Below are 23,256 nucleotides of genomic sequence, written 5' to 3' on the forward strand. Positions count from 1 at the left end.
GGAATACGGCTGGCCCATGGACGCAGACCCTTCGACGGTGTCTCACTCCAACAGCACGGGCCAGCCAAAATGCCGTCTACACCCAAAAACAATCCTCTTTAGCCCGCAGCTTATTTCCCCACCACCTGCATGGACGCAAGAATGCGTTCCACCTCCGGCATGAACTTCTGCTGGTAATGCAGCTTCGGCGCCTGATGGACGACCATGTAGAGCTTGCCGTCCTTTTGCGTGGCCACGGCGACGCCCTCGCGATCGACCTCGTCCTTGCCGACGAAGGAAAACTCGATGCGGACGCCGTCGCCGCCGGACACCGTCACCGGCTTGACGGCGCGGGTGGTGTAGACGGTCGCTGTGTTTACCTTCGTGTAGGCCGCCTCGAACAGGGACACCAGCTCGTCCGTCGTCATGCCCTTGCGGAAGGCCGGCGGTGTTTCCTTGGTGCCGGGTGCGGCGTTGAACAGAGGCTTGCCGTCCTCGACGCCGGACAGCAGCAGGAGGTTGTGCAGCCCCTCGCCGTCGACGGTCCAGACGTCCAGGCGTCCGGTGTCTTCCCAACCGAGTTGGTCGATGCGGTTCCACTCGATGCCGGGTTCGACGACCATGGCATTCTGGACGGTTCTTTTCGCCGGCTGAACCAGCGAATAACGCGCGCAGCCGGACAGCGCGGTGAGCGCCAGCGTCACGGCCAGGACGCGGACGAAGGTCTGCGGCATGCAGGTCAGCTCCCCATGGTGATGTAGCTTTGGATCAGTTCGCGGTCGGTGGCGTTCCGAGCGAGCGCGAGATAACGCTGCAAGGCGTCGGATGCCCGCGCCCCTTCCCTCTGCTGGCGCAGTACGAGCCCCAGCCCCCGCCAGGCTTCCGGCGGAGCGTCCTGCTGTGCGACGGATCGCTCATACCAGCCGCGCGCCCGCTCCAAATCCCCGTTCTCGGCGCGCAGCCGGTAGGTTTCGCCATAGAAATGCATGACGTCCGCGTCCGGCGGCACGTCGGCGCTGAGCCGGTCGAGCAGCACCAGCGTGCGCGGAAACTGCCGCAGGCGCAGTTCATCCTCGAACAGTGTGCGGCGCAACCCGCGCAGTTGCGCGCGGTAGGGCTGCGCGCCGTCGGTCTGCCCCGGCTGGACCAGCGTCTTCGCTTTGGCGCTCAAGGTCTGCTGCCGTTCCTCGGGCTCGGGGTGGGAGGCGAAGAACAGGTTGCGCTCGGCTTCCTCGGCCATCGCCTTCTTTTCGGCGATCAGCTGTTCCCAGACCCGCGCCGCCTCGCCCGGCGCGTAGCCGGCCTTGGCCATCAGAGTGATGCCGATGTCGTCGGCCTCCCGCTCTTGGTCCCGGTTGTAGGAGAAGGCGCTGGCGACCAAAGCCATCTGCGCCACGCCACCGGCAAGCGGCGCGCCGGCCAGCGCCAAGCCCAGCCCCAGGAACGCGGCGAAGTCGGCCTTGGCCCTGGCGTCGCGCCAGCGGTTCAGGGCGTGCTTGCGCAGGAAATGCCCCATCTCGTGGCCCAGAACGGCGGCCAGTTGCGCCTCGTTGCGGGTGCGCAGCAGCAGGCCGGAATAGACCTGCATCATGCCGTTGGGCGCCATGGACGCGTTGAACACCGGCGTGCGGACGACATAGACACGGACGTCCGGGCAGTGGTCGGCGGCCATGCGGCACACGATGTCGCGGATGTAACGGGTCAGCCCCTCATCGCGCACCAGACCGCGGGAACGTTTCAACTCCGCCTCGGTCTTGTCCATGATCTGCCAGAGGCCGCCCTCGTCGGTGGCCAGCGCGGGCTTGTATCCGGGCGCCGTTGCGTCGCCGCCCGTCGTCGTGCACCCGGCAAGCGCCAGCCCCGTGCAGCACCCGCAGCCGGCCAGGAGACTCCGCCGACTGATCGGCGTCATTTCGGGAATTCCGTCAGCAGCACCTTGGCGGTCTCGCGCGCCGGTTCCGCCGTGCGCAGGTCGCCCATGCCGCGCAGCAGACGGTTGAACCAGACGATGTCGCCGTTCTCCAGATCGACCAGCGATGCGAAGCCGATCTGCGAACCGCCCTGGACGCTGACGCCCAGAAGCGCCGCCGCCACCATTAGCGCAACCCGGCCGCCGGAGGAGTAGCTGTCGCGCACCCAGACGAACAGCGCGTAATCGGCCCCGGTCGCCTCCCGCAACGCTCGGGCCGACGGCCCCAGCGACCAGTCGAACTTGCCGCGTTTGCTGGGCAGCTTCAACGGTTCGAAGAAATGATGCATCAGGATCGCGTGCCCGACCTTCGCGTGCAGCTTCTGCAACTGGTGCAGCGTGTCCACGACCTCCGGCTTCATCGCCGCCTCGTCGAAGCCGGCAATCTGCAAACCCAGGTCGCTCTGTTCCGCCTGGAACGCGGCGGCAAGATGCGCGCGCCCCGCCTCCGTCCAGTCGGCCTTCGGTTCCTGCATGCCAGAGGCCGACAGCTCGGCCAATTCCACGTCGAGCGGCATCAGCACGATGCGGGCGTTTCCGCCGGGACGCTTGATCGTCTCCACCTGCTTGGCCGCCGTCTGACAGCCGGCAACACTCAGCGCAAGAAGCAGGACGGCCGCCATTCGGACGAGTGAGGGCGCCGGGCGGAACGACGGAACGGTTGACCACATGCTATCACCTGCGCGCGTTACAAGATTTCATACGCATGACACGCGCACTCTATAGCTGCAAAAATCAGCCTTTCAACCACGTCATAATGTTTCCTTCATGCGACCTTTTCGCACACAGCAAGGTCCCCTGTCCGTCTTCCCCCATGGACGGAGCGCAGACGGAGCCCCACTCTCATGCTACCGTTTGCTCAATTGACGCCGGCAAAGCCCAACAAGGTTAGAGAAAAGCCACCATGGACAAAGGCACGCCCAAGGCCATCCGCCTGCAGGACTACCGTCCGCCCGCGCACCTGATCGACACGGTCGATCTGCATTTCGACTTGGGCGAGGACGCGACCACGGTCCGCGCCGTCCTGTCCCTGCGCCGCAATCCGGCGCGCGACGACGCCGAGAATCCGCCCCTGACGCTGGACGGCCAGCGGCTGGAACTGGTTTCGGTCACGCTTGATGGCAAGGCGCTGTCGCCCGACGACTACACGGTCACGCCCGACCACCTGACCATCCCGCGCGTGCCGGATGCCTTCACGCTGGAAACGGTCGTCCGCATCAAGCCGCAGGAGAACACGGCATTGGAGGGCCTCTACAAATCCTCCGGCAACTTCTGCTCCCAGTGCGAAGCCGAGGGCTTCCGCAAGATCACCTATTTCGCCGACCGGCCGGACGTAATGGCCCGCTACACCACGACCATCACGGCGGACAAGGCACGCTATCCGGTGCTGCTGTCCAACGGCAACCTCGCCGATTCCGGAGAGACCGGCGACGGCCGCCACTGGGCGCGCTGGGAGGATCCGTTCCCCAAGCCCTGCTACCTGTTCGCGCTGGTCGCCGGCAACCTGCGCCACGTCGAGGACCGTTTCCGCACCGCGTCTGGGCGTGACGTGACGTTGCGCATCTACGTGGAGCCGGGGAACGAAGACAAGGTCGATCACGCCATGCGCTCGCTGATCAAGTCGATGCGCTGGGACGAGGAGGTCTACGGCCTCGAATACGACCTGGACATCTTCAACATCGTCGCGGTCGGCGACTTCAACATGGGGGCGATGGAGAACAAGTCGCTCAACGTCTTCAACACCAAATACATCCTGGCGAAGCCGGAGACCGCCACCGACCAGGATTTCCTGGGCATCGAGGCCGTGGTGGCGCACGAGTATTTCCACAACTGGACCGGCAACCGCGTCACCTGCCGCGACTGGTTCCAGCTGTCGCTGAAGGAAGGCCTGACCGTCTTCCGCGATCAGGAATTCTCCTCCGACATGAACTCCCGCGCGGTGAAGCGCATCGCCGACGTGCAGCGCCTGCGCACCGTGCAGTTCCCGGAGGATTCCGGCGCCATGGCGCACCCCGTGCGCCCGGACAGCTATGTGGAGATCAACAACTTCTACACCCCCACCGTCTACGACAAGGGGGCCGAGGTGATCCGCATGATCCACACCCTGCTGGGGCCGCAGGGCTTCCGCAAGGGCATGGATCTGTACTTCCAGCGCCACGACGGGCAAGCGGTGACCTGCGACGACTTCGTCGCCGCCATGGCCGACGCGACCGGCGTGGACCTCTCCCAGTTCAAGCTGTGGTACCGGCAGGCCGGCACGCCGGAACTGGACGTGTCCGGCGCCTATGACGACGCGGCCCGCACCTACCGCCTGACGGTGAAGCAGACCGTCCCGCCCACCCCCGGCCAACCCGACAAGCAGCCGACGCACATCCCGCTCGTCATGGGGCTGCTCGGGCCCGACGGCGCGGATCTGCCGCTCCGCCTGAAGGGCGAGGACGCGCCGGCCGGCACCAGCCGCACCCTGCACGTCACCCAGGCCGAACAGACCTTCGAGTTCGTGGACGTGCCCGCCCGCCCGGTGCCGTCTCTGCTGCGCGGCTTCTCCGCCCCGGTGAAGCTGAAGGCCGACCTGTCGGACGCCGACCTGACCTTCCTGATGGCCAACGACAGCGACGCCTTCAACCGTTGGGAGGCCGGCCAGATCCTGGGCACGCGCCTGCTGCTGTCCCTCGTCGCCGACCAGCAGGCCGGCCGCGAGCTGGTTCTGCCGCAGAGCTTCATCGACGCCGTCGCCGCCGTTCTGAAGGACGCCGACCGGGATCCGGCCTTCGCCGCCCAGGCGCTCGTCCTGCCGACCGAGGCCTATCTCGGCACGCAGATGGAGGTGATCGACCCCGACGCCATCCACACGGCCCGCGAGTTCGCCCGCCGCACGCTGGCCAAGGCGCTGCGCCCCGAATGGCTCGCCACCCATCGCCGCAATGCCGGCAACGAGCCCTTCACCGTGGACGCCGCCGCCATCGGCCGCCGCGCGCTGAAGAACCTGTGCCTCGCCTATCTGATGGCGCTGGAGGACGAGGAGGCGCTCGGCCTCACGCTCGGCCAGTATCACGGCGCGCAGGCGATGACCGACGTGATCGCCGCCCTCCAGTTCCTCAGCAACGCCGACGCGCCAGAGCGCGAGGACGCCATCGCCGGCTTCTACGAGCGCTGGAAGGGCGAGCCGCTGGTGGTGGACAAGTGGTTCGGCGTGCAGGCCACCTCCCACCGCGCCGACACGCTGGAGCGGGTGACCAAGCTTCTGGACCACCCGGCCTTCGAGATCCGCAACCCGAACAAGGTCTACGCGCTGATCGGCGGCTTCGCCGGCGGCAATCCTGTGCGCTTCCACGAGGCGGGCGGGGCCGGCTACCGCTTCCTGGCCGATCAGGTGCTCCGTCTCGACCCGATGAACCCACAGGTGGCGGCGCGGCTGATGGGCCCCTTCTCGCGCCTGCGCCGCTACGACTCCAAGCGCCGCGCCCTGATGCGGGCGGAGTTGGAGCGGATCGTCGCCACGCCGGGCCTGTCCCCCGACGTGTTCGAGGTGGCGAGCAAGAGCCTGGAGGCGGCGGGGTAACACCCCCCAAAACGAAACCGGGCCGGAGATCACCCTCCGGCCCGGCGCGTCGCGGTTATACCCGCGTCAGGCTCACTTCTGCTCGGACAGGAAGGCGATCAGATCGTCAACCTTCTGCGCGTCCTTCAGGCCGGCGTAGGCCATCGTGCCGCCCGGAACGACTTCCTTCGGGGCGGTGATGTAGGCCTTCAGGTTCTCCGGGGTCCAGGTGAGGCCACCGGCGGCCTTCTCCTGCATCGGCTTGGAGTACTTGAAGCCTTCGATCGAGCCGGCCGGGCGGCCGACGACGCCGAACAGCGACGGGCCGACCTTGTTCTTGCCCTGCTCGGTGGTGTGGCAGGCCATGCACTGCTTGAACACGTCCTTGCCGGCGGCGGCATCGGCGGCCTGCGCGGCGCCCGCGCCCATGGCGATGCCGGCGATCAGGGCGGCGCCCAGAAGCTGCTTCTTCATTTGGTTGGTTTCCCTTCCGGAATTTGTTGACCGGCACGAGCGGCCGGCGAGACGTGCGGCAGCATACACATTCTGGGATTTAGGCCAACCCCCCAACATGTGGCCGCAGCCTGATAAACAGCGAAATCGGGTTATTTCATCCATGCCAGCACGGCGAGCAACGCGGCAACGGCGATCAGCGCCGCCCAGGGCACATACAGCCCGCCGCGCCCGCCGGCGCTCTTCCCCTGAACCGCCGGAATCGGCAGCGGAATTTCCGGCGGCGCCTCGGCCACGGCGGGCGTAACGGCAGGCGCTACCGCCGCGCCGACCGGCCGGGCTTCCAGCGGTTCAGCCGATGACTCAGCCGGCGGTTCGGCCGGCGTTTCAGCGCGCGGCGGCTCCTGGGGCGCGGGCGCGCCGACCACGGCGGTGAAGCGCGTGAAGAAGTCGTCGGCCATCTTGCGCGCGGTGGCATCGACCAGACGCGATCCGATCTGCGCCAGCTTGCCGCCCACCTGGGCGTGCGCGGTGTAGGACAGCAGCGTCGCGCTGCCGTCCGGCTCCAGCGCCACCTTGGCCCCGCCCTTGCCGAAGCCGGCGGCGCCGCCCGATCCCTCGCCGGTGATGGTGTAGCCGTTGGGCGGGTCGATGTCGGACAGGGTGACCTTGCCGGAGAACTTGGCGCTGACCGGCCCGACCTTGGCGACCACCTTGGCGGTGAATTCGGTGTCGGAGACCTTATCCACCACCTCGCATCCGGGAATGCACTGGCGCAGGATCTCCGGATCGTTCAGCGCCTCCCACACGCGTTCGCGCGGCGCCTCGATGCGCTGGCTTCCGCTCATCTCCATGACATCGTCCCTCCCAACCCTCGGGGTGCGGCCCCACCCTTCCCGTGGGCGTTGCGGCCAAGCTTACGCCGGACGATACGGCATCCTGGCGTTGCGCGACACCCCCGTTCGATGCTCTGTCTGATGGCCCCCTGACGGCCCCCGTCGATGCGGTCCCGATCAGCGCGGCGGCAGGCAGTTCTGGACGATGGGCGTGCAGGCCGACAGCGGCGCGCTTGCCGGATAGGACAGCTGCTCCACCACGCCTCCGCCAAGCACGAAGGTCGCCTCGCAGCCGCTTCCCCCGTCGGTAAACAGCGGAAAACCGAAGCCGAGCCCAACCCCGACCCCGCTGGAACTGCCGCCGAACCCGCCGATGCCCAAGCTGGTGCTGGGGCTGGCGGCGTAGCTGGGGCGCTGCACGTAGGTGTAATACTCCTTGCCCTCCACGGTCGCCTGACGCTCGGGCACGCCGGCACAGGCGAGCAGGCGCTCCTTCGGCATGCCGACCATTTCAACGCGGGCGCGTTGCGCCAGCTGCGGATCCGGTCCCGTGGCGCACGCCACCAGCAGCGGCCCCGCCGCACCCACAACCAAGGCCGCAACACGCCTCACCGACATCGCCGTCACCCTCCCAAGCACATCGTCCGCGCCACAATGCTCCGTCAAGCACAACCCAGGCCATGGCCTCCCGGTTCCCGACCCGACCCGGAAGACTGCGGGTCGGCAATTCGGAAAACTATCACGCTTTGCCGATTGTGATCGGCCATGGCTGTTGGTATGAGTAGACATCCGTTGGTTTCGACTAACGACTTTTGACGCAAACGACTTTCGACGAAGCAGCGGTCCATTATGACGACGGTCTATCTCGCGCTGGGCAGCAACCTCGGTGACCGCGCCGCCAATCTTGCGGCCGCGCTGCGGCACCTGGAACCGAAGGTGCGCATCGACCGTCACTCGCGCGTCTACGAGACGGCGCCCATGTACGTCACCGACCAGCCCGCCTTCCTCAACATGGCGGTGCGTGGCGAGACGGAACTGGCGCCTTGGGAATTGCTGGGTTTCGTCAAGGAAATCGAGGCCGAACTAGGCCGCAGGCAGGGTGGCTTGCGTTTCGGCCCGCGTCCGATCGACATCGATATCCTGCTCTATGGCGCTCTGGTGATGTATGCGCCGGAGCTGGAAATCCCCCACCCGCGCATTTCGGAACGCGCCTTCGTCCTCTGCCCGCTGGCCGACATCGCGGCAACCGTCCGCCACCCGGCGCTGAACCGCACGTTCGGCGAGCTGCTGGCCGCCGTTCCCGGCAAGGACACGGTGGTTCCGCTGCCTGACGCCCTCCCCGGCATGCTGGCGGAGGCCGTGTAACGGCGATTGCCGTATGGTTGGCCCGTATAGTGGCAAATGCGGGCCGTTGCGCTATAGTGGCCTTCGTTAGAGCGACGATGCGGCCGCCCGGCCAGGGTCCGGCATCGCCAAGGCCGCCGTCCGCGTGGAGACCCGTTTTTGGCCAACGACACCGCTTCCCGACGCGCCGACGCCACCGGCGCGACACAGACCTACACCATCCTGCTTCGGGATTTCACCGCCACCGTGTCGATCGCCGGCCGTCCCGAGCGCTGCCCGGTGAGCATCAGCCTGGAGCTGAAGGTCAGCCATCCCGGCCGGGGCTTTCCCGACGACATCACCGCCGTCATGTCCTATGAGGACATCGTGGAGGATCTGCGCCGTCTCTGCGCCGAAGACGCGATTCCCGGCGCTGACTACCTCGCCGACCGCACCGCCGGCCTGTGCCTGGCCCATGACAAGGTTCGCCGCGTCCGTGTCGATGTGGAGCTTCCGTCCCTGCAACCCGACACCGCCGCGGCCGGCGTGTCGATCACCCGCACCCGTCTGGACGAACCCTGAACCCTACGAGGGGAAAAAGCCTGTAGGCCGTCCTTTGGTTGACCCTACCTCTGCACTTTGGTGTTCGGCGGGCTTTTGCTCATCGTCTTGTGGATGTCTGTTTGAGGCAAGCACCTCTTCTCATCGTCATGCCCGTGCTTGACACGGGCATCCACGCCGGATCGGGAACGCCTATCCATCGCCGTGGATGCCCGGATCAAGTCCGGGCATGACCGAAACGGAAAGCTCCCAGGCCCCTTGGACACAGCACGGCTGTGCTTAAGCCTGTTGTGGGTGCAGGCAAGAACTTTGCCGGATCGCCGTCGCCCAAAACCGGCCATGGCTTATAAAAGGACGGGCTTGCGGTTGAGGAGGCCCACCCCTATCTCCCGTAGGATAACGTCCGGCGGGTGTACCCCTCCTGGGCGGATGGACATTGGACCGGACGTTAGTGCACATAGTCCATAAGGCCGGTCGCCCAAAGCGCTAGTGACAGAATATTACGCAATACCGTATTATTGCGTAATTCTGTTCCGCACATAATCAAAAAGCCGGTGCCTATTCAACGGGATGCCCAGGGAGGGAAACATGGACCATCAGAAGGATCCGACGCTGTTCGAACTCCTGGAAGAGCCGATCGTCATTGCCCTGATGAAGCGTGATGGGATCAGCCGGGAAAACATGCATCAACTTCTTGAACAGGTCCGCCGCAACCTCCGCGCCCGAGAAGAGAGGATGGCCGCCTGATTCTCAAATTCCCCTCTCCCCGCCTCGCTGGGAGAGGGGTGAACACGCTCACTCCCCCAACACCTCGCGCACCGCGTCCATCACCTCCGCCGGGGTGAATGGCTTGCGCAGCGTCTTCTGCGCGCCGAGCGCCTCGGCCACCGGCAGCACGTCCAGCGAGGCGCGCGCCCCGCCGCCCGAAATCGCGATGATCTTGATGCTGGGAAAGCCGCGCCGCAGCTCCATGATGGTCGCCAGCCCTTCCTGATTGGGCATGAAGATGTCGGTGATGACGAGGTCGGCCGGGTTTTCGCGAAAGGCGGCCACCCCTTCGATTCCGTCCCGCGCGCCCACCGCCGTGTGACCGCCGCGTGTCAGCGTGCGCAGCAGCATGGTGCGGACCATGTCGTCGTCGTCGATGATCAGCACATTGGCCATCGCAGCGTGCCCTCCCTTTCCATCGTTACTCGCGCTTCTGCGCCAGCCGCTCGTCGACGAGCTGCCCGGCCAGGGTTACGAACAGATCCGGCACCACCGGCGTGCGCAGGATGCGCGTGACGCCGGCCGCCTCGATCGCGGCTCCTTCAAGGTCGCTGTCCGGGTCGCCGCACACCAGGATCGGGATGCCCGGCGCCGCCGCCGCGAAGGCGCGGGCCAGGGTCAGCAGCTTCCATACCTGGGCAACCGGGCTTTGCGCCAGCACCACGAGGTCGAACCGGTCCGGCGCGATGGTGAACAGCGCCAGGGCGCGCCGGCTGCTGGCCGAGGCGACCACCTGAAAGCCCTGCGACCGCAACAGCCGCCCGGCCATGCTCAGCATGGTCCGCTCGTCGTCGATCAGCAGAATCCGGCCGCGCTCCCGGTCCGCCGCGCGCTGCGGTCCGTTGGGATCGTGCAGCGGCAGGTAAACGGAAAAGGACGCGCCCTGCCCGGCCGTGCTGACCACGTCGATCACCCCGCCATGGTCGGCGACGATGCCGTGCACGGCGGCCAGCCCCAGTCCGGTGCCCTTGTCCACCGCCTTGGTCGTGAAGAACGGTTCGAAGATGCGGTCGATCATCGCCGGGTCCATGCCGGCGCCGGTGTCCGCCACGGTCAGGCAAACGTAGCGGCCGGGGTTCAGCCGCGCCCGCGCCAGCTCCTTCGTGGCGCCCACGGCGGCGTAGGACAGCGACACCACGATTTCCCCCATCGTGTCGCCGCCGCCGCGAAGGTCGTCGCCGCCGATGGCGTCCAGGGCGTTCTTGCACAGGTTGACCACGACCTGATGGATCTGCGTCGGCGCCGCCAGCACCATCATGGCCCCGTCGTCGCTGAGGAAGCGCAGCGTCACGTCCAGCGGCACCGTCGGCTGAACCAGCTGCAACGCCTCCACGACCACAGCGCGCAGGTCCACGACCTCCCGCCCCACCTTCTCCTTGCGCGAGAAGGTCAGCAGCTGCTGGACGAGTCCTTTCGCCCGTTCGGCGGCGATGGTCACCTGGGCGACGTCGTCGCGCACCTCCGACCCTTCGGGCAGGCTGTCCAGCGCCAGATGGCTGTAGCCGAGGATGGCCGTCAGGATGTTGTTGAAGTCGTGCGCGATTCCGCCGGCCAGCACGCCGACCGCCTGCATCTTCTGGGCGCGGCGGAGCTGCTCTTCCGCCTGCCGGCGCTCGGTCACGTCGTCGGCCGTGCCGATGAAGTTGGTGATCCGGCCCAGGGCGTCCTTCACCGGCGCGATGGTGACCGACGCCCAGTAGAATTCGCCATCGCCGCGCCGCGCCGGCAGTTCGCCGTACCACGTCTCACCGCCCGACAGCACGCGCCACATGGCGCGGAACTGGTCGGTTCCCGGTTCCGTGAAGCTCAGCGCGAAGGCCTCCAGATCCGGCACGGCGGTAAGGTCCAGCCCGGTCATGGCGGTGAAGCGCGGGTTGACGTAGGCGGTCTTTCCCAGCGCGTCGGTGATGACGACGGCGACCGGGCTCTGCGCCACCGCCAGCGACAGGGTGTGCAGCGATTCCTCGGCGGTCTTCAGTCCGGTGATGTCGGTGATGAAGCCCTCCACGGCCTCCAGCGCCCCATCCGCGCCCGGAACGCCGACACCCTGCTCCCACACGTGCTTCAGCTCGCCCGCGCGGTCCAGGATTCGGTAGGTCAGCGTGAAGCGGCGGTGACGCGCGATGGCCTCGCGCATCGCCCCGGCGATCCGCGCCCGGTCCTCGGAATGGACAAGGCTGCCGTAGCCCGCCGCCCCGCCGGTCAGTTCCTCCGGGCCATAGCCGGTCAACTGCCGGCATCCCTCGCTGGCGAACAGCATGGTCCAGGCGTCGTCGACCCGGCGGCGGTAGGCCATGCCCGACAGGTTGCCCAGCAGCGTGACGAGCCGCCGCTCGCTCTCGTGCAGGTCGCGCCGGGTGTCCGCCTTGTCGGTTTCCGGCGGCACTGGCCGCTCGTCGGAGTCTTCCGTGACGTCGAAGGCATGGCTGGTGCAGCGGACCGTCCCGCCCGGCTCCGGCCGCAAAAGCGTGACCGTCTGCCACCACGCGACCAGCCCACCGCGCCCGATCACGCGATGGTCGGCGTGCCGCACCCGATCGCGCCCACGCCGCCGCGCCGTGGCGATCTCGTCCAGAAAGCGTTCCCGGTCCGAAGGGTGGAGGATGTCGAGGACGCCGACGTGCTCCCCTTCCACGGCCTCCGCACCAATCCCCAGGAAGCTCAGCGCACCGGGCGAGGCGGCGTCGATCCGGTGACCGGGCGCATCGCGCCACTGGATCACCAGCAGCGCGTCGTCCGAGACCGGAAGGACCGCGTCACCCGCCAACCGCTGCATGCCCCGACCTTATGAAACGCCGGAGCGAACTCTATCCAGGAATGGAACGAATAGGAAAGGGGTGTCGCGGCGGTGGGGATGACCGAAGGCGCATTGTCGCAGCCGCCGCGCCCCCTCCTACTTCACCCACACCACGCGGAAGGGCCGCTGCACCCCGTCATGTTCGGTGATGGAGATGTATTCGCCCTGCACCAGCGTGTGGCGGTCGAAGCGGAAAATCGGCTCGTCGTCGTCCGGATCCTCCTCGTCGTAATCGAACAGCCAGCCCTTGCCACGATGAACCAGCCGGCCGGTCTGCTCGTCCTCGCCGCGCCAGAATCGGCGAACGGTGCAGGCGGTCTTGTGGGCGCGCCATTCCTCGGCGTCCAAATGGCCGTCGCCGGTCAAGGGGGCGGTGAACTCGTAGCCATGGTCGCTGCTGCCCTCCGGATGGTCGGAGGTGCGGGCGAGTTCGAGGCGGATTTTCTTGAGCGGCACGGGCATTCCCTCCAGCTTTTTAGGGAGCGGATGGCAGCGGGGGCGCCCGACGGCTGTTTGCCGGCGGCGCCCCCGCGTTTCCTCCCGAACCTTTAATTCTTCAGCGGCCCGGTTGTTCCTCCGTGGCTCGCCGGCCTCGCCACCTCCCTACATCGTCCCCGCCCGCATGACGGGGTGATGCGCCACGAAGTCCTTCAGGACCACGGTCAGTTGCTGCGCGTGCACCGACTGGCCGTGGCTCGTGGCGCGTTCGATGTCGTCGCGGATGAAACGGGCGATCCGGCGGGGACCGTCGGCGGTGTGGACCAGGCAACAGCCCAGCTCCACGGCCACCATCTCCGGCAGATGCTCATGCTCCGCGATGGCGTCGATTTCATCTTCGGTGAGGTCGCTGAGCGCGATGCAATCCTCGATCGTCAACATGGCGCGTTCCCTTCCCGAGTGCCGGGCCGCCCCGATAAGGGGCGACCCCTGTGGTTCTTGAACCACCGGCGTGGAGGGCGCCTTTAAAAAGACAGCGCCGCGCGTCGGATCTAGTGGGCCATCAGCACGGGCAACCCGGCGTGACTCAGCACATAGCGGGTGACACCGCCCAGGATCATTTCCCGCATCCGGCTGTGCCCGTAGCCCCCCATCACGAGGAGGTCGGACCCAAGCTGCGTGGCCTTGTTGATGATGGCTTGGCCGACGGGTTCCGATCCCGGTGAGACAATAGTTAACTGAACATTAACGTCATGCCAAGCCAGATATTCGGCCATGCGACGACCTGCCGCAGCTTGCGTGGCGGAGGTTTCGGCGGTCAGCACATGGACCACGTCGGCGCTCTGGATGAAAGGCATCGCCCCGGCCACGGCGCGGGCCGATTCGGCGTTTCCGTTCCAGGCCACGGTCACGGTGCGGCCGATCTCGGCCGGCAGGTCCCGGGGCGCCAGCAGCAGCGGCCGGGCGGCACCGAGCAGCGCGGTTTCCACCGTCACATAGCCCTGCGTGTCGCGGTCGAGCGAGGCGTGGGAGAAGACCAGCAGGTCGCTCAGCCGGCCTTCCTGCGGCACCACGTCCTCGACCCGGCCGACCACCTCGCGCCAGCGGACCGAGGGGCCTTCCACCGCCGACGGCGCGTCGCGCAGCTCGACCTGGGCGGCCTGGGCGGCGGCCTCGAAATGGCGGCGGGCGGTGGCCAGATGGACGTTCGCCTCGCCCTCGGCGGCGCGCATGATCTCCTCGACCATGGCGCCCGACATGCCTTCGCCCAGCATCGGGACCGCGTCGCGCGGGTCCAGCTTCACGAACAGCGCATCGACGTGAGCGTCGAAATCGCGCGCCACCTTCAAGGCGGCGTTCAACGCCAGGGTGTCGCTGTCGGTGCCGGCCAGCGGCACGAGAATCGTCTTGAGTGCCATGATCTCCCCCCGGGCCGTTCCGCCGGCCCTTTTGGACGGTGGTTGCGGTGCTCCGCCAGCATGATGTCGCAACATCATACCTCATCGGCGTGCGACGTGCCCGCTCCTCCAGGAATTACGCCAGTCTTTCCAGCGTGGCCGCAAGCGTTTCCCCTGCATCCCTGCCAGAATCGACGCGCGCCCACGACATGGCTCCAAGTTCATAGGATTCCTGGCGTTCCGCCACCTCGGCCGTCGCGTCGGAGGCGTCGCCGCGGCGACGGGACACGCGTGCCACCCGTTGCTCCAGCGGTGCGTCCAGCCACACCCCGTCGAATCGCACGCCCGCGCCGCGCGCGATGTCCTCGATGGCCGCGCGCTCCTCGGGCTTGGCGTAGACCGCGTCGGCGACGACCGCGTGGCCGGCCGCCAGCACCGCCCGCGCCCGCTCGGCCAGTTCGGCATAGACCCGTTCCGACGTTCCCGGCCCGTAGGCCTCCGGCGGCAGCCGCTCCATCTCGCCGACTCCGAACAGCCGCTTGCGCAGCACGTCGGAGCGCAGCACCACCGCCCCCGGAGCCGACCCCAGACCGGGCGCCACCGCCCGCGCCAACTGCGACTTGCCGGTTCCCGACAGGCCGCCGACCGCCACCAGCCGCGCCGGCAGGGGTTCCAGCGCCCGCAGGGCATGGTCCAGATAGGCGACGGCGTCCCGTTTCAGCCCTTCGGCCGCCCCGCGATCCTCCTCCATCGCCGCCATTGTCGCGGCGATCTTCGCCCGCACCGCCGCCCGCGTTGACAAAAACAGCGGCAGCAGCGCCAGCCCGCCGTAATCCTCCGTCGCTTCCAGATAGCGGTTCAGCACCGTGTTCCCGAGCGCGCGCAGCCCGCGATGCTCCAGGTCCATCAACAGGAAGGCCAGATCGTAGCCGACGTCGATGACCGCGAAGGACTCGTCGAACTCGATCCCGTCGAACAGGGTCGGCGTGTCGTCCAGCAGCACGATGTTGCGCAGGTGCAGGTCGCCGTGGCAGTGCCGGACGAAGCCCGCCCGCCGCCGCTCCTCGATCAGCGGCCCCCAGCGGTCCAGCGCCTCCACCGACCGCTGTGTCAGCCGCCCGACCCGCTCCGGCGCGAACAGATCCGGGCGGTCGCGCAGTTCCGCGAGGTTTTCGTCCACCACCGCGCGCATGGCCTCCACCCCGCCGCCGTCGCTGCGGGGCTCCGCCTCCGCATGGAAGGCGGCGATGGCATCGGCCAGATCGCGCATGGTTTCGGCGGTCAGCAGCCCGCGTTCCGCTCGCCGGTCGAACAGCTGGTCCGGCGCAAAGCGCCGCATCACCACCAGCCAGTCGACCGCAAGGCCCTCCCCGCCCAGCCCCAGCGTTCCATCCGCCCGCCGAACCACCGGCGTCACGCCCAGATAGAGCGAGGGCGCTGTGCGCCGGTTCAGCGCCAGTTCCGCCTCGCAGGCGGCCCGCCGCTTCTCCGCCGTCGAAAAATCCAGATAGGGATAGCGCACCGCGCGCTTCAGCTTGTAGGCGCGCTCGCCGGCCAGAAAGACCATGGCCGCGTGGGTGTCGATTCGCTGCACCGCCGCTCCGCCATGGGTGCGCGGGTCTTCAAGAAACGCAGCCACCTCCTGCTGCGTGGCGTGGGGGTCGGCGTGCTGCATGGCAGCATCATAGCACAGGCCAAGCCATCGCCCCCATGTCCCAACGGGGTGATGCGTCCAAATGCGGCGGCGTTAAAGCCACCCCTTCCCGCCGGACTTCCCCCATTGAACCCCAACCGCGCCAACACGACATCAAGGAGGTAGCACGAACAGGCGCTTGCGAAATCGTCGCGCGTGTTCGTTTTGACAGATTTGTAACAGGCCCCGGCGCAGTATATTGGATCAATATAGCTGGGACCGAACGATCGGGAGTGCCGCCGTGAGCCGCAGTTCCTGGTGCCTTTCCATGGTGGCGTTGGCCGTGAGCCTCGCGTTCGCGCACCCCGCGCGCGCGCAGGACGACACGTTGCCGAACGACCGGATCGGCAACTGGAAGATCGGCGCGCTCGCCTACACGACGGGCGAACTTCCGGAGATGAAGGTTTCCGACCTCCACAACAAGGTTCGCATCGGATCGTCCCTGGTGCCGAAGCTGGAGGGATATGCGGAGGTGCGGCCTTGGGTCGCGCTCGGCCCCACCGCCCCGGACGGAACGCTGCACGGCATGGGCGGCATCCTGATCGACGTGCCCATGGGCGCCTTCGTCTTCACCCCCAGCATCGGCGCCGGCACCCTGCCGCGCAGCACGCGGGAACCGGCGGGCGCCGTGGAGTTCCGCTCGCAGTTGGAATTGGGTTACGAGTTCGAGAACAAATCGCGCTTCAGCCTCGGCTACAGCCGCATCGACAACAGCGGTCCTCAGACGGATAGCGCGCCCACCGCGAACAACGTTTTCGGCCTTTACTACCGCCTGCCCTTCGGTGCCTTGTCCGGTCAATGATGAGTCGCCCGCCGCTTTGTTGCAGCGCAATATAAGCGTCATCGAATCACGACATCCCGCATCCATCGTCACGGCTGCACAAAGGGGCGGCCAATTCTCGTCTTAACCACTTCTTAACGACGGGCCGATCTATTGACCTCTGGAATACTGCCGGGGGATCCGATCATGGCCAAGCGCACCACCACCGCCGCGAACACCTCGACCGCCAAAACGGTGAAGCCGGCGGCCGCCAAGACCACCAGAATCTCCAAGGCCAAGGCCGGCGACGTCGCCGCCGAAGCCGCGCCGGCCGTCGAGGATGCGGAGGCGCTCGCCACCGAGACGGGGGCCGAGATCGTCCTGCGCACCAACTTCACGGCGATCGAAGAGGATGCGCTGGCCCTGCTGCACGCCGCCAGTCTGCTGGTCGAGGCCGACACGCCGGAGAAGGTGAACGTCGCGCTCGACCACAATCTCCGTCTCTGGGTCGCCATCAAGACGGTTCTCCAGAACGAGGAGAACACGTTGGACTCGGCCGTGAAGGCAAACCTGCGCAACCTCGCGGCCTACGTGCAGGCCACCACGATGGAAGCGACCCAGGGCACCATCGAGATGCGCAAGCTGGTGTCGCTGTCCCGCATCAACATGCACATCGCCGAGGGCCTGCTGCGCGGTCACCAGAATCGCCTGGTGCAGGAGCGCGCCTATGAGATCTGGGAGCGCGAGGGCCGCCCCGAAGGCCGCGAGATGGACCATTGGCTGCGCGCCGAGGCCGAAATCGCGGACGTGCTGAAGCAGCAGCAGCGCTGATCCCGCTTCCCGCAAGCCGGCCATTCCGCCAAGACATGACCGCCCGCGTCGCGACACCGTGACGCGGGCGGTTGTGCTTTGATACCATTGGTCGGTGACCGCCCCACCGCTCTCCCCCTCCCGCCAGCACATCCGCGTGGACAACACCCCCCTCGGCATCGGGATGATGCTGGGTTCGGTGCTTTTGTTCTCGATGATGAACGTGCTGGTGAAGATCCTCACCGACCGCTACCCGGTGGCTGAGGTGACCTTCTTCCGCAGCGCCTTCGCGCTCGTCCCCGTGGCCGCGGCCATCACGCTGCAAGGCGGATGGGCGACCAGCCTGCGCACGGAACGGCCCTGGGGCCATGTCTGGCGATCGGTGATCGGCCTGACCTCCATGACGATGATGTTCTGGTCGTTCCACCTGCTGCCCCTGGGCGACGCGGTGGCGCTGAACTTCTCCGCACCTCTGTTCCTCACCGCGCTGTCCGTCCCGCTGCTGGGAGAGAAGGTCGGCATCCACCGCTGGAGCGCGGTTCTGGTCGGTTTCGTCGGCGTCCTCATCATGGTGCGGCCGAGCGGCGAGATGTTCATGCACCTCGGCGCCCTGGTGGCCCTTGGCGCCGCCTTCGCGCAGTCCTTCGCCATGGTCGCCATCCGCCAGTTGAGCCGGACCGAGCCGCCCAACACCATCGTCTTCTACTTCACCTCCTTCACCACCCTGATGCTGGCGCTGGCAATGCCCTTCGTCTGGGTGACCCCGACCCTGACCGATCTGGGGCTGCTGGTGGCCACGGGCCTGCTGGGCGGCGGCGCGCAGTTGCTGATGACGCGCGGCTATTCGCTGGCCCCGGCGGCGGTGATCGCCCCGTTCAACTACACCAGCCTTCTGTGGGCAGTGCTGTTCGGCTGGCTGCTGTGGAGCGAGCTACCCTCCGTCTACGTGACCCTGGGCGCCTGTGTGGTGGCGATGAGCGGCCTCTACATCCTTCACCGCGAAACCCGCAAGCGCCTTCCCCCGACACCCCCGGCGCCCTCGGGCGGGGGTGATTGAAGCCCCCTATTCCACGTAGATCATCTTCCGCGTCATTCCGCCGTCCAGCACCACCTCCGTCCCGGTGGCGAATCCGGCCGACAGCAGCCACGTGACCGCGTCCGCCACGTCCCGCGGCGTGCCCACGCGCCCGGCCGGATGCTGCGCGTGGTCGGCCTCGTTCAACACCGCGTCCGGATCCACGTTGATCCAGCCCGGCGACACCACGTTGACCCGCACCTCCGGTCCCAGACTCAGCGCCAGCGCGTGAGTCAGCGCCACGATCCCGCCCTTCGACGCCGCGTAAGCCTCCGTGTCCGGTTCCGACATGTGGGCGCGGGTGGAGGCGATGTTGACGATGCTGCCCCGGTTCGCTCTCAGCAGATGCGCGCAATGCTTGGCGGTCAGGAACGCCCCGGTCAGGTTGGTGCCGATAACCCGGTTCCAGTCCTCAAGCGTCAGTTCGGTCACCGGCTTGCGCACCATGGCCGGCGTTGTTCACCAGCGCGTCCAGCCGCCCGAAACGGTCCGACACGACCCCGGCCAGCCGCGCCACGTCGCCCTCCGCTCCGACGTCGCAGGCCACCGGCACGCATTCCCCGCGCACAGACAGTTCCCGCGCCGTCTGCTCCGCCCGCGCGCCGTCCACCTCCGCGATCACCACGGCCCAGCCGTCCTCCAGCAGGCGTTCGGCAATTCCACGCCCGATTCCCCGGCCACCGCCGGTCACCAGCGCAACCCGCTTGGTCATGATGCCCGCTCCTCCTTTGTGTTATCGCATTTGAATGTCCTTTCCCGATCAGTCGACTGTCTAACCGACAGCCGCTGCTCCTCCTCGTCATCCCCGCGAAGGCGGGGATCCAGAAGTTTGACGTATAAGTTCTTGAACGGACTGGATTCCCGCCTCCGCAGGAATGACGATGGAAGGGTTGTTTCCACACGGGAAGCAGCTTCAACGGTCAAATGCATAGCCCTGCCGCTACGTTCTTGCTTGGTTCCGATCTCTTCGGTATCCTTCGGCGATCAACAGCCGAATGGCATCCATGATGCCAAGGCAACGTTCATCGAACGCGCGTCGCACTCCGCTTCATTCGTTCACAAATCGTTGTGCAGTCGATGCACAATGGCCGTGCACGAACAAATGCCGATAACGCGCTGACAGCAAAGACGAAAAGGCCGATTTTTTCCGTTGTGCAGATTCGCGGATCCGCAAAATCTGCACAACGATGCACAATCGGGGTCCCGCACGCTCCGCATGGCGACGGTCACGGTGGACAGGACGCCTGTGCCTGGGGCAGAAACGGGCCATGCCGCTGCTGCCTCCCTTCCCCAGTTCACCCGCCACGCACCGTCTGCCGCTGATCGATGCGGCGCGCGGCGTGGCGTTGCTCGCCATGGCCGTCTATCACGCCTCCTGGGATCTGACCTTCCTGGGGCTGGCGACATTCGACCTGCTGACCGACCCGCTATGGCTCGCCGCACGGACGGCGATCCTCGGCAGCTTCCTCGTCCTGGCGGGCGTCAGTCTCGCGCTGGCGACCGAACGCGGGCTCGACCGGGCGCGGTTCCTGCGGCGTCTCGCCCTGCTGGTGCTCGCCGCCGCCGCCGTGTCGGCGATGTCCTACGCCATATTCCCGGACAGCCCGATCTTCTTTGGCGTCCTGCACCACATTGCCGTGGGGAGCCTGTTGGGCCTCGCCTTCGTCCGGCTGCCTTGGCCGGTGACGCTGGCGCTCGGAGTCGCGGTGATCGCGGTCGGCAAAACGGTGGCTCTGCCGCTGTTCGACACGCCTTGGCTGCGCTGGATCGGGCTGATGACGTTCGAGCCGGAGTCCAACGACTATGTGCCGCTGTTCCCCTGGTTCGGCGGCGTGCTGATCGGCATCGCGCTCGGCCGGCTGTGGCGCCCCCGGCGCGGCGAGGCCGGCCCCGTAACACGAGGCTTCGCCTGGGCCGGCCGGCACAGCCTTGCCATCTACCTGATCCACCAGCCGATTCTGTTCGGCGCCTTCTCGCTTGTGGCGCTTGGCATCGGGGTGGAACCGCCGGACGTGCGGAACTTCCTGTCCACCTGCGTCTCGTCCTGCGAAAACGGCGGCGGCAACCCGCAGGTCTGCATGGCGAGTTGCCGTTGCGTCGTCACGGACCTGGAACGCGCCGGCATCTGGAAGGACTTTCTGGCCGACCGTCTGAGCGCCGCCGACCAGAAGACCTTCGCCCAGACCGTCCAGGCCTGCGGCAAACCGCAACACTAGGCCCGGCAACACTAGGCCCGGCGCTGCCCCACGGTGTCGGCCACATAGGCGTCGCGCTGGCCCAGCGGCTTGTCGCCGCGTCCGTCCTCTTCGGTGGTGTCGTTGGCGGTCTGGTGCTCGATCTCCGCGTTCAGCTCGGCACCCGCCAGAATGACGTAGGATGTCAGGTTGAACCACAGCAGCAGAACGACGACCGCGCCGACCGACCCGTAGGTCTCGTTGTAGCTGCCGAAGTTCGACACGTAGATCGAAAAGCCGACCGAGGCGAGGATCCACAGGGCCGTCGCGATGCCGGAACCCCAACTGACCCAGCGCCATTTCGGCTCCCGCCGGTCGGGCGCGTAACGGTACAGCGCGGCCAGCGCGATCATGATCGCCACCGCCAGGATTGGCCAGCGCGCGAGGCTGGCGACCCAGCCGATGGGCGTGTCCTTCAGCCCCAGCAGGTTGATGGCGGCCGGCACTGCGACGATCAGGCCCAGCGTCACGATCAGGAACAGCAGCCCGGCCAAAGTCAGTCCCAGCGACACGAAGGCCAACTTGATGAAGCCGCGCCGCTCATCCTCGCCATAGGCGATGTTGAGGGCGGTGATCAGCGAGTTGGTGCCGCGCGACGCGCTCCACAGCGTCAGAAGCAGACCGAACAACACGCCGAAGCCCAGCCCCTGCGGCGGCGCCGACGCTACGCTTTTCGCCTGATCGCTGATGATCTTCAGCGCGTCGGGCGGCAGCAGCCCGGCGAGGCTTTCCACCTGCCGCTCCACCCCCACCGGGTCGGCGACGAGGCCGTAGAGCGACACCACCGCGGCGACGGCGGGAAAGATGGCCAGCAGGGCGTAGTAGGCCACGCCCGCCGCCACCATGGAGATGTTGTCCTTGCCCAGCTCGTCCCAGGTGCGCCAGAGGATGTCCTTCCAGCCCAGCTTGGGAATATCCGTGGGCCGGTCCGCCGACCGCCCCCGTCCGGGCTCCCGAGCATCCAACTGGCGACCGTGCATCTGGACACGCGGGTACTGGTAATGGTGGCGTCGGCTCAGCCCCAGCATGCAGCCCGCCCCCTCACGCCACCGCTTCGCGCAATGCGCCGACCCGATGGCGCACCGTCTCGATCTCATGGAAGTGGGCGCCGACGATCACCCGCAGTTCCTCCGGCAAATCCTCGTGCAGGCTTTCGCGGAACAGGGCGAGTGTCCCGTCCACGCCGCGCTCCAGCCCGCCCAGCACCGCGCCCCGCGTCCGGCCGCCGCCCAGCTCGGTGTGCAGGTCCTGCCAGACGGGATGCACCGGCCCTTCGGCGTCCGGCATGCCGCCGCGCCGCCGCAGCTCGTCGTCCAGGGACGCAGCGCTGCGGTCGAACTGCGCCGCGACCTGCGTCAGCCGGGGCGTCAGGCCGGGATCGTCCAGGATCAGGTCGGCTTGGCGGAAGCCCGTCGCCCCCTGGCGGCAGGCGTTGACCAGACCGGTCAGCAGGATGCGGATGCGCTGGTCGGAGATGGTCCCATGGCCGTGCGGCGTGGCGACCACGACCTCCGGCGTGCGCGAGACGTTCCAGGCCAGCCACAGGGCGCCGGCGGCCATCACCGCCAGGGGCCAGGGGTTGGACCGGATGGCGCGGGCAACGCGCGAGGGGTTGCCCTGCACCACGTCGCGGGCGACATCGATCAGGCCGCCGGACAGCTGGCCGGGCGACAGGCGGAACTCGATCTCGTCGAGAACCGCGTCCATCCGCGCCCGGATGTTGTGAATATCGTGCTCGATCTCGTCCGGTCCGCGCCGATCGCGCGCGGACACGGCGGTATCCCCGGTGGTGACGACCGTGTCGGTGGCTCGGTTCATGCCGGCGACTCCCCTCTTGAGGCTGCCGCCAAGGAACACACACCAAAGGCCGAAGGTTCCGGGGTTAGAACGGCCCAGCCGCCGCCACGATCTCGATGCTGCCGCGCCAGATCATCTCCAGCGCGACATAGGCGATCACCGCCAGACCGATGTAGGCAATCCAGTGGAAACGGTTCAGCAGCCGCGCGATGAAGCTGGCCGCCGCCCCCATCAGCGCGACCGACAGCAGAAGGCCCAGCGCCAGGATGTAGGGATGCTCGCGCGCCGCCCCCGCCACGGCCAGCACGTTGTCCAGCGACATGGACACGTCGGCGATGATTACCTCCCACACGGCGGTGCGCACCGGCTTGGTGCCCCCGGTCGGGACCGGTTCGGCCTCTGCGTTCTCTTCTTCCGAAACCAGGGCGGCGGCCATGGCCTCTTCCCGCTGGGCGCGCAGTTCGCGAAACAGCTTCCAGCAGACCCACAGCAGAAGCAGGCCGCCCGCGAAGGTCAGGCCGATGATGTTCAGAAGATGCGTGGTGATCAGGGCGAAGAGGATGCGCAGCACCACCGCCGCCGCGATGCCCCAGAAGATGACCCGCGCGCGTTTTTCCTTCGCCACGCCGGCCGCCGCCATGCCGACGACAATGGCGTTGTCGCCCGCCAGGACGAGGTCGATGAAGATCACTTGGCCGAGCGCGGCCAGTTCTGGAAGAAACGAGTCAAGCACGGGCGTGTCGTCCTCAATCCGGGCGTGTGCGGTGCCCTATATGCCCCATCGAACAACGGCGCAACCCCACTTGGGTGCAGAACAGCGGCGCG

Annotated in this window: 23 protein-coding genes and 1 pseudogene; 8 read left to right on the forward strand and 16 right to left on the reverse strand. The window is 67.4% G+C overall.

Features of this window, described 5'->3' with window-relative positions; all coding sequences use genetic code 11:
• Positions 1 to 110 precede the first annotated feature (110 nt).
• Genes J2852_RS15405 through J2852_RS15415 form a run of 3 tightly spaced genes read right to left on the reverse strand, consistent with a single transcriptional unit; the run spans position 111 to position 2,619 of the window.
• Positions 111 to 713: a hypothetical protein gene (locus J2852_RS15405; protein ID WP_209877015.1), complete on the reverse strand. Its 603-nt coding sequence runs from the start codon at positions 711 to 713 to the stop codon at positions 111 to 113.
• A 5-nt stretch (positions 714 to 718) separates the two neighbouring features.
• Entirely contained in the window at positions 719 to 1,891 is a 1,173-nt protein-coding gene (locus J2852_RS15410) for a M48 family metallopeptidase (RefSeq protein ID WP_209877017.1), read from the reverse strand.
• Positions 1,888 to 2,619 (reverse strand): hypothetical protein, encoded by a 732-nt coding sequence (locus J2852_RS15415; RefSeq protein WP_209877019.1) that lies wholly within the window; start codon positions 2,617 to 2,619, stop codon positions 1,888 to 1,890. The genes J2852_RS15410 and J2852_RS15415 overlap by 4 nt, the downstream gene beginning before the upstream one ends.
• 233 nt (positions 2,620 to 2,852) lie before the next feature.
• On the opposite strand from J2852_RS15415, the gene pepN reads away from it, so the two are divergent.
• Complete coding sequence (gene pepN, locus J2852_RS15420; protein ID WP_209877021.1) at positions 2,853 to 5,510, forward strand: aminopeptidase N; 2,658 nt, start codon at positions 2,853 to 2,855, stop codon at positions 5,508 to 5,510.
• Positions 5,511 to 5,582: 72 nt separating this feature from the next.
• On the opposite strand, the gene J2852_RS15425 is transcribed toward pepN, so the two are convergent.
• The 3 genes from J2852_RS15425 to J2852_RS15435 all read right to left on the reverse strand — a co-directional run bounded on the left by J2852_RS15425 (position 5,583) and on the right by J2852_RS15435 (position 7,396).
• Positions 5,583 to 5,963, reverse strand: a complete 381-nt coding sequence (locus J2852_RS15425) for a c-type cytochrome (RefSeq protein WP_209877023.1) — start codon at positions 5,961 to 5,963, stop codon at positions 5,583 to 5,585.
• Between the two features lie 131 nt (positions 5,964 to 6,094).
• Entirely contained in the window at positions 6,095 to 6,796 is a 702-nt protein-coding gene (locus tag J2852_RS15430; RefSeq protein ID WP_209877025.1) for an SRPBCC family protein, read from the reverse strand.
• A gap of 159 nt (positions 6,797 to 6,955) precedes the next feature.
• Entirely contained in the window at positions 6,956 to 7,396 is a 441-nt protein-coding gene (locus J2852_RS15435) for a hypothetical protein (RefSeq protein WP_209877027.1), read from the reverse strand.
• 231 nt (positions 7,397 to 7,627) lie between these two features.
• Between J2852_RS15435 and folK the strand changes: the two genes are divergently transcribed.
• The 3 genes from folK to J2852_RS15450 all read left to right on the forward strand — a co-directional run bounded on the left by folK (position 7,628) and on the right by J2852_RS15450 (position 9,409).
• Positions 7,628 to 8,143 (forward strand): 2-amino-4-hydroxy-6-hydroxymethyldihydropteridine diphosphokinase, encoded by a 516-nt coding sequence (folK, locus tag J2852_RS15440; protein WP_209877029.1) that lies wholly within the window; start codon positions 7,628 to 7,630, stop codon positions 8,141 to 8,143.
• Between the two features lie 138 nt (positions 8,144 to 8,281).
• A complete protein-coding gene (locus J2852_RS15445; protein WP_209877030.1) occupies positions 8,282 to 8,683 on the forward strand; it encodes a dihydroneopterin aldolase in 402 nt (133 codons plus the stop codon).
• Between the two features lie 567 nt (positions 8,684 to 9,250).
• On the forward strand, positions 9,251 to 9,409 hold the full coding sequence (locus J2852_RS15450; RefSeq protein ID WP_209877033.1) for a hypothetical protein: 159 nt from the start codon (positions 9,251 to 9,253) through the stop codon (positions 9,407 to 9,409).
• Between the two features lie 48 nt (positions 9,410 to 9,457).
• Here the strand turns inward: J2852_RS15450 and J2852_RS15455 are convergent, their stop codons facing one another.
• The 6 genes from J2852_RS15455 to J2852_RS15480 form a co-directional block, all read right to left on the reverse strand.
• Positions 9,458 to 9,826 (reverse strand): response regulator, encoded by a 369-nt coding sequence (locus tag J2852_RS15455; protein WP_209877035.1) that lies wholly within the window; start codon positions 9,824 to 9,826, stop codon positions 9,458 to 9,460.
• Between the two features lie 25 nt (positions 9,827 to 9,851).
• Entirely contained in the window at positions 9,852 to 12,206 is a 2,355-nt protein-coding gene (locus J2852_RS15460; RefSeq protein ID WP_209877036.1) for a PAS domain-containing sensor histidine kinase, read from the reverse strand.
• A gap of 117 nt (positions 12,207 to 12,323) precedes the next feature.
• Positions 12,324 to 12,683 (reverse strand): hypothetical protein, encoded by a 360-nt coding sequence (locus J2852_RS15465; protein WP_209877037.1) that lies wholly within the window; start codon positions 12,681 to 12,683, stop codon positions 12,324 to 12,326.
• A gap of 147 nt (positions 12,684 to 12,830) precedes the next feature.
• Entirely contained in the window at positions 12,831 to 13,106 is a 276-nt protein-coding gene (locus J2852_RS15470) for a hypothetical protein (protein ID WP_209877038.1), read from the reverse strand.
• 110 nt (positions 13,107 to 13,216) lie between these two features.
• Positions 13,217 to 14,083 (reverse strand): universal stress protein, encoded by an 867-nt coding sequence (locus J2852_RS15475; protein ID WP_209877039.1) that lies wholly within the window; start codon positions 14,081 to 14,083, stop codon positions 13,217 to 13,219.
• Between the two features lie 115 nt (positions 14,084 to 14,198).
• On the reverse strand, positions 14,199 to 15,737 hold the full coding sequence (locus J2852_RS15480) for a bifunctional aminoglycoside phosphotransferase/ATP-binding protein (protein WP_209877040.1): 1,539 nt from the start codon (positions 15,735 to 15,737) through the stop codon (positions 14,199 to 14,201).
• A gap of 259 nt (positions 15,738 to 15,996) precedes the next feature.
• Here J2852_RS15480 and J2852_RS15485 point away from each other — a divergent pair, with 259 nt between their 5' ends.
• The 3 genes from J2852_RS15485 (at position 15,997) to J2852_RS15495 (ending at position 18,382) form a co-directional block, all read left to right on the forward strand.
• Positions 15,997 to 16,557, forward strand: a complete 561-nt coding sequence (locus J2852_RS15485; RefSeq protein ID WP_343206753.1) for a hypothetical protein — start codon at positions 15,997 to 15,999, stop codon at positions 16,555 to 16,557.
• A gap of 165 nt (positions 16,558 to 16,722) precedes the next feature.
• Positions 16,723 to 17,346 (forward strand): DUF2934 domain-containing protein, encoded by a 624-nt coding sequence (locus J2852_RS15490; protein ID WP_209877041.1) that lies wholly within the window; start codon positions 16,723 to 16,725, stop codon positions 17,344 to 17,346.
• Positions 17,347 to 17,440: 94 nt separating this feature from the next.
• Positions 17,441 to 18,382: a DMT family transporter gene (locus tag J2852_RS15495; protein WP_343206754.1), complete on the forward strand. Its 942-nt coding sequence runs from the start codon at positions 17,441 to 17,443 to the stop codon at positions 18,380 to 18,382.
• A gap of 6 nt (positions 18,383 to 18,388) precedes the next feature.
• Here the strand turns inward: J2852_RS15495 and J2852_RS15500 are convergent.
• Positions 18,389 to 19,112 (reverse strand): annotated as a pseudogene (locus J2852_RS15500) (SDR family oxidoreductase).
• Between the two features lie 556 nt (positions 19,113 to 19,668).
• On the opposite strand from J2852_RS15500, the gene J2852_RS15505 reads away from it, so the two are divergent.
• A complete protein-coding gene (locus J2852_RS15505; protein ID WP_209877042.1) occupies positions 19,669 to 20,616 on the forward strand; it encodes an acetyltransferase domain-containing protein in 948 nt (315 codons plus the stop codon).
• Positions 20,617 to 20,627: 11 nt separating this feature from the next.
• On the opposite strand, the gene J2852_RS15510 is transcribed toward J2852_RS15505, so the two are convergent.
• The 3 genes from J2852_RS15510 to J2852_RS15520 form a co-directional block, all read right to left on the reverse strand.
• Complete coding sequence (locus J2852_RS15510) at positions 20,628 to 21,662, reverse strand: YihY/virulence factor BrkB family protein (protein WP_209877044.1); 1,035 nt, start codon at positions 21,660 to 21,662, stop codon at positions 20,628 to 20,630.
• A 13-nt stretch (positions 21,663 to 21,675) separates the two neighbouring features.
• Positions 21,676 to 22,452 (reverse strand): DUF3618 domain-containing protein, encoded by a 777-nt coding sequence (locus J2852_RS15515; protein ID WP_209877046.1) that lies wholly within the window; start codon positions 22,450 to 22,452, stop codon positions 21,676 to 21,678.
• A 64-nt stretch (positions 22,453 to 22,516) separates the two neighbouring features.
• Positions 22,517 to 23,164: a TerC family protein gene (locus J2852_RS15520; RefSeq protein ID WP_209877048.1), complete on the reverse strand. Its 648-nt coding sequence runs from the start codon at positions 23,162 to 23,164 to the stop codon at positions 22,517 to 22,519.
• Positions 23,165 to 23,256 lie beyond the last annotated feature (92 nt).

Source organism: Azospirillum soli (genome assembly GCF_017876165.1).
Classification (GTDB): domain Bacteria; phylum Pseudomonadota; class Alphaproteobacteria; order Azospirillales; family Azospirillaceae; genus Azospirillum; species Azospirillum soli.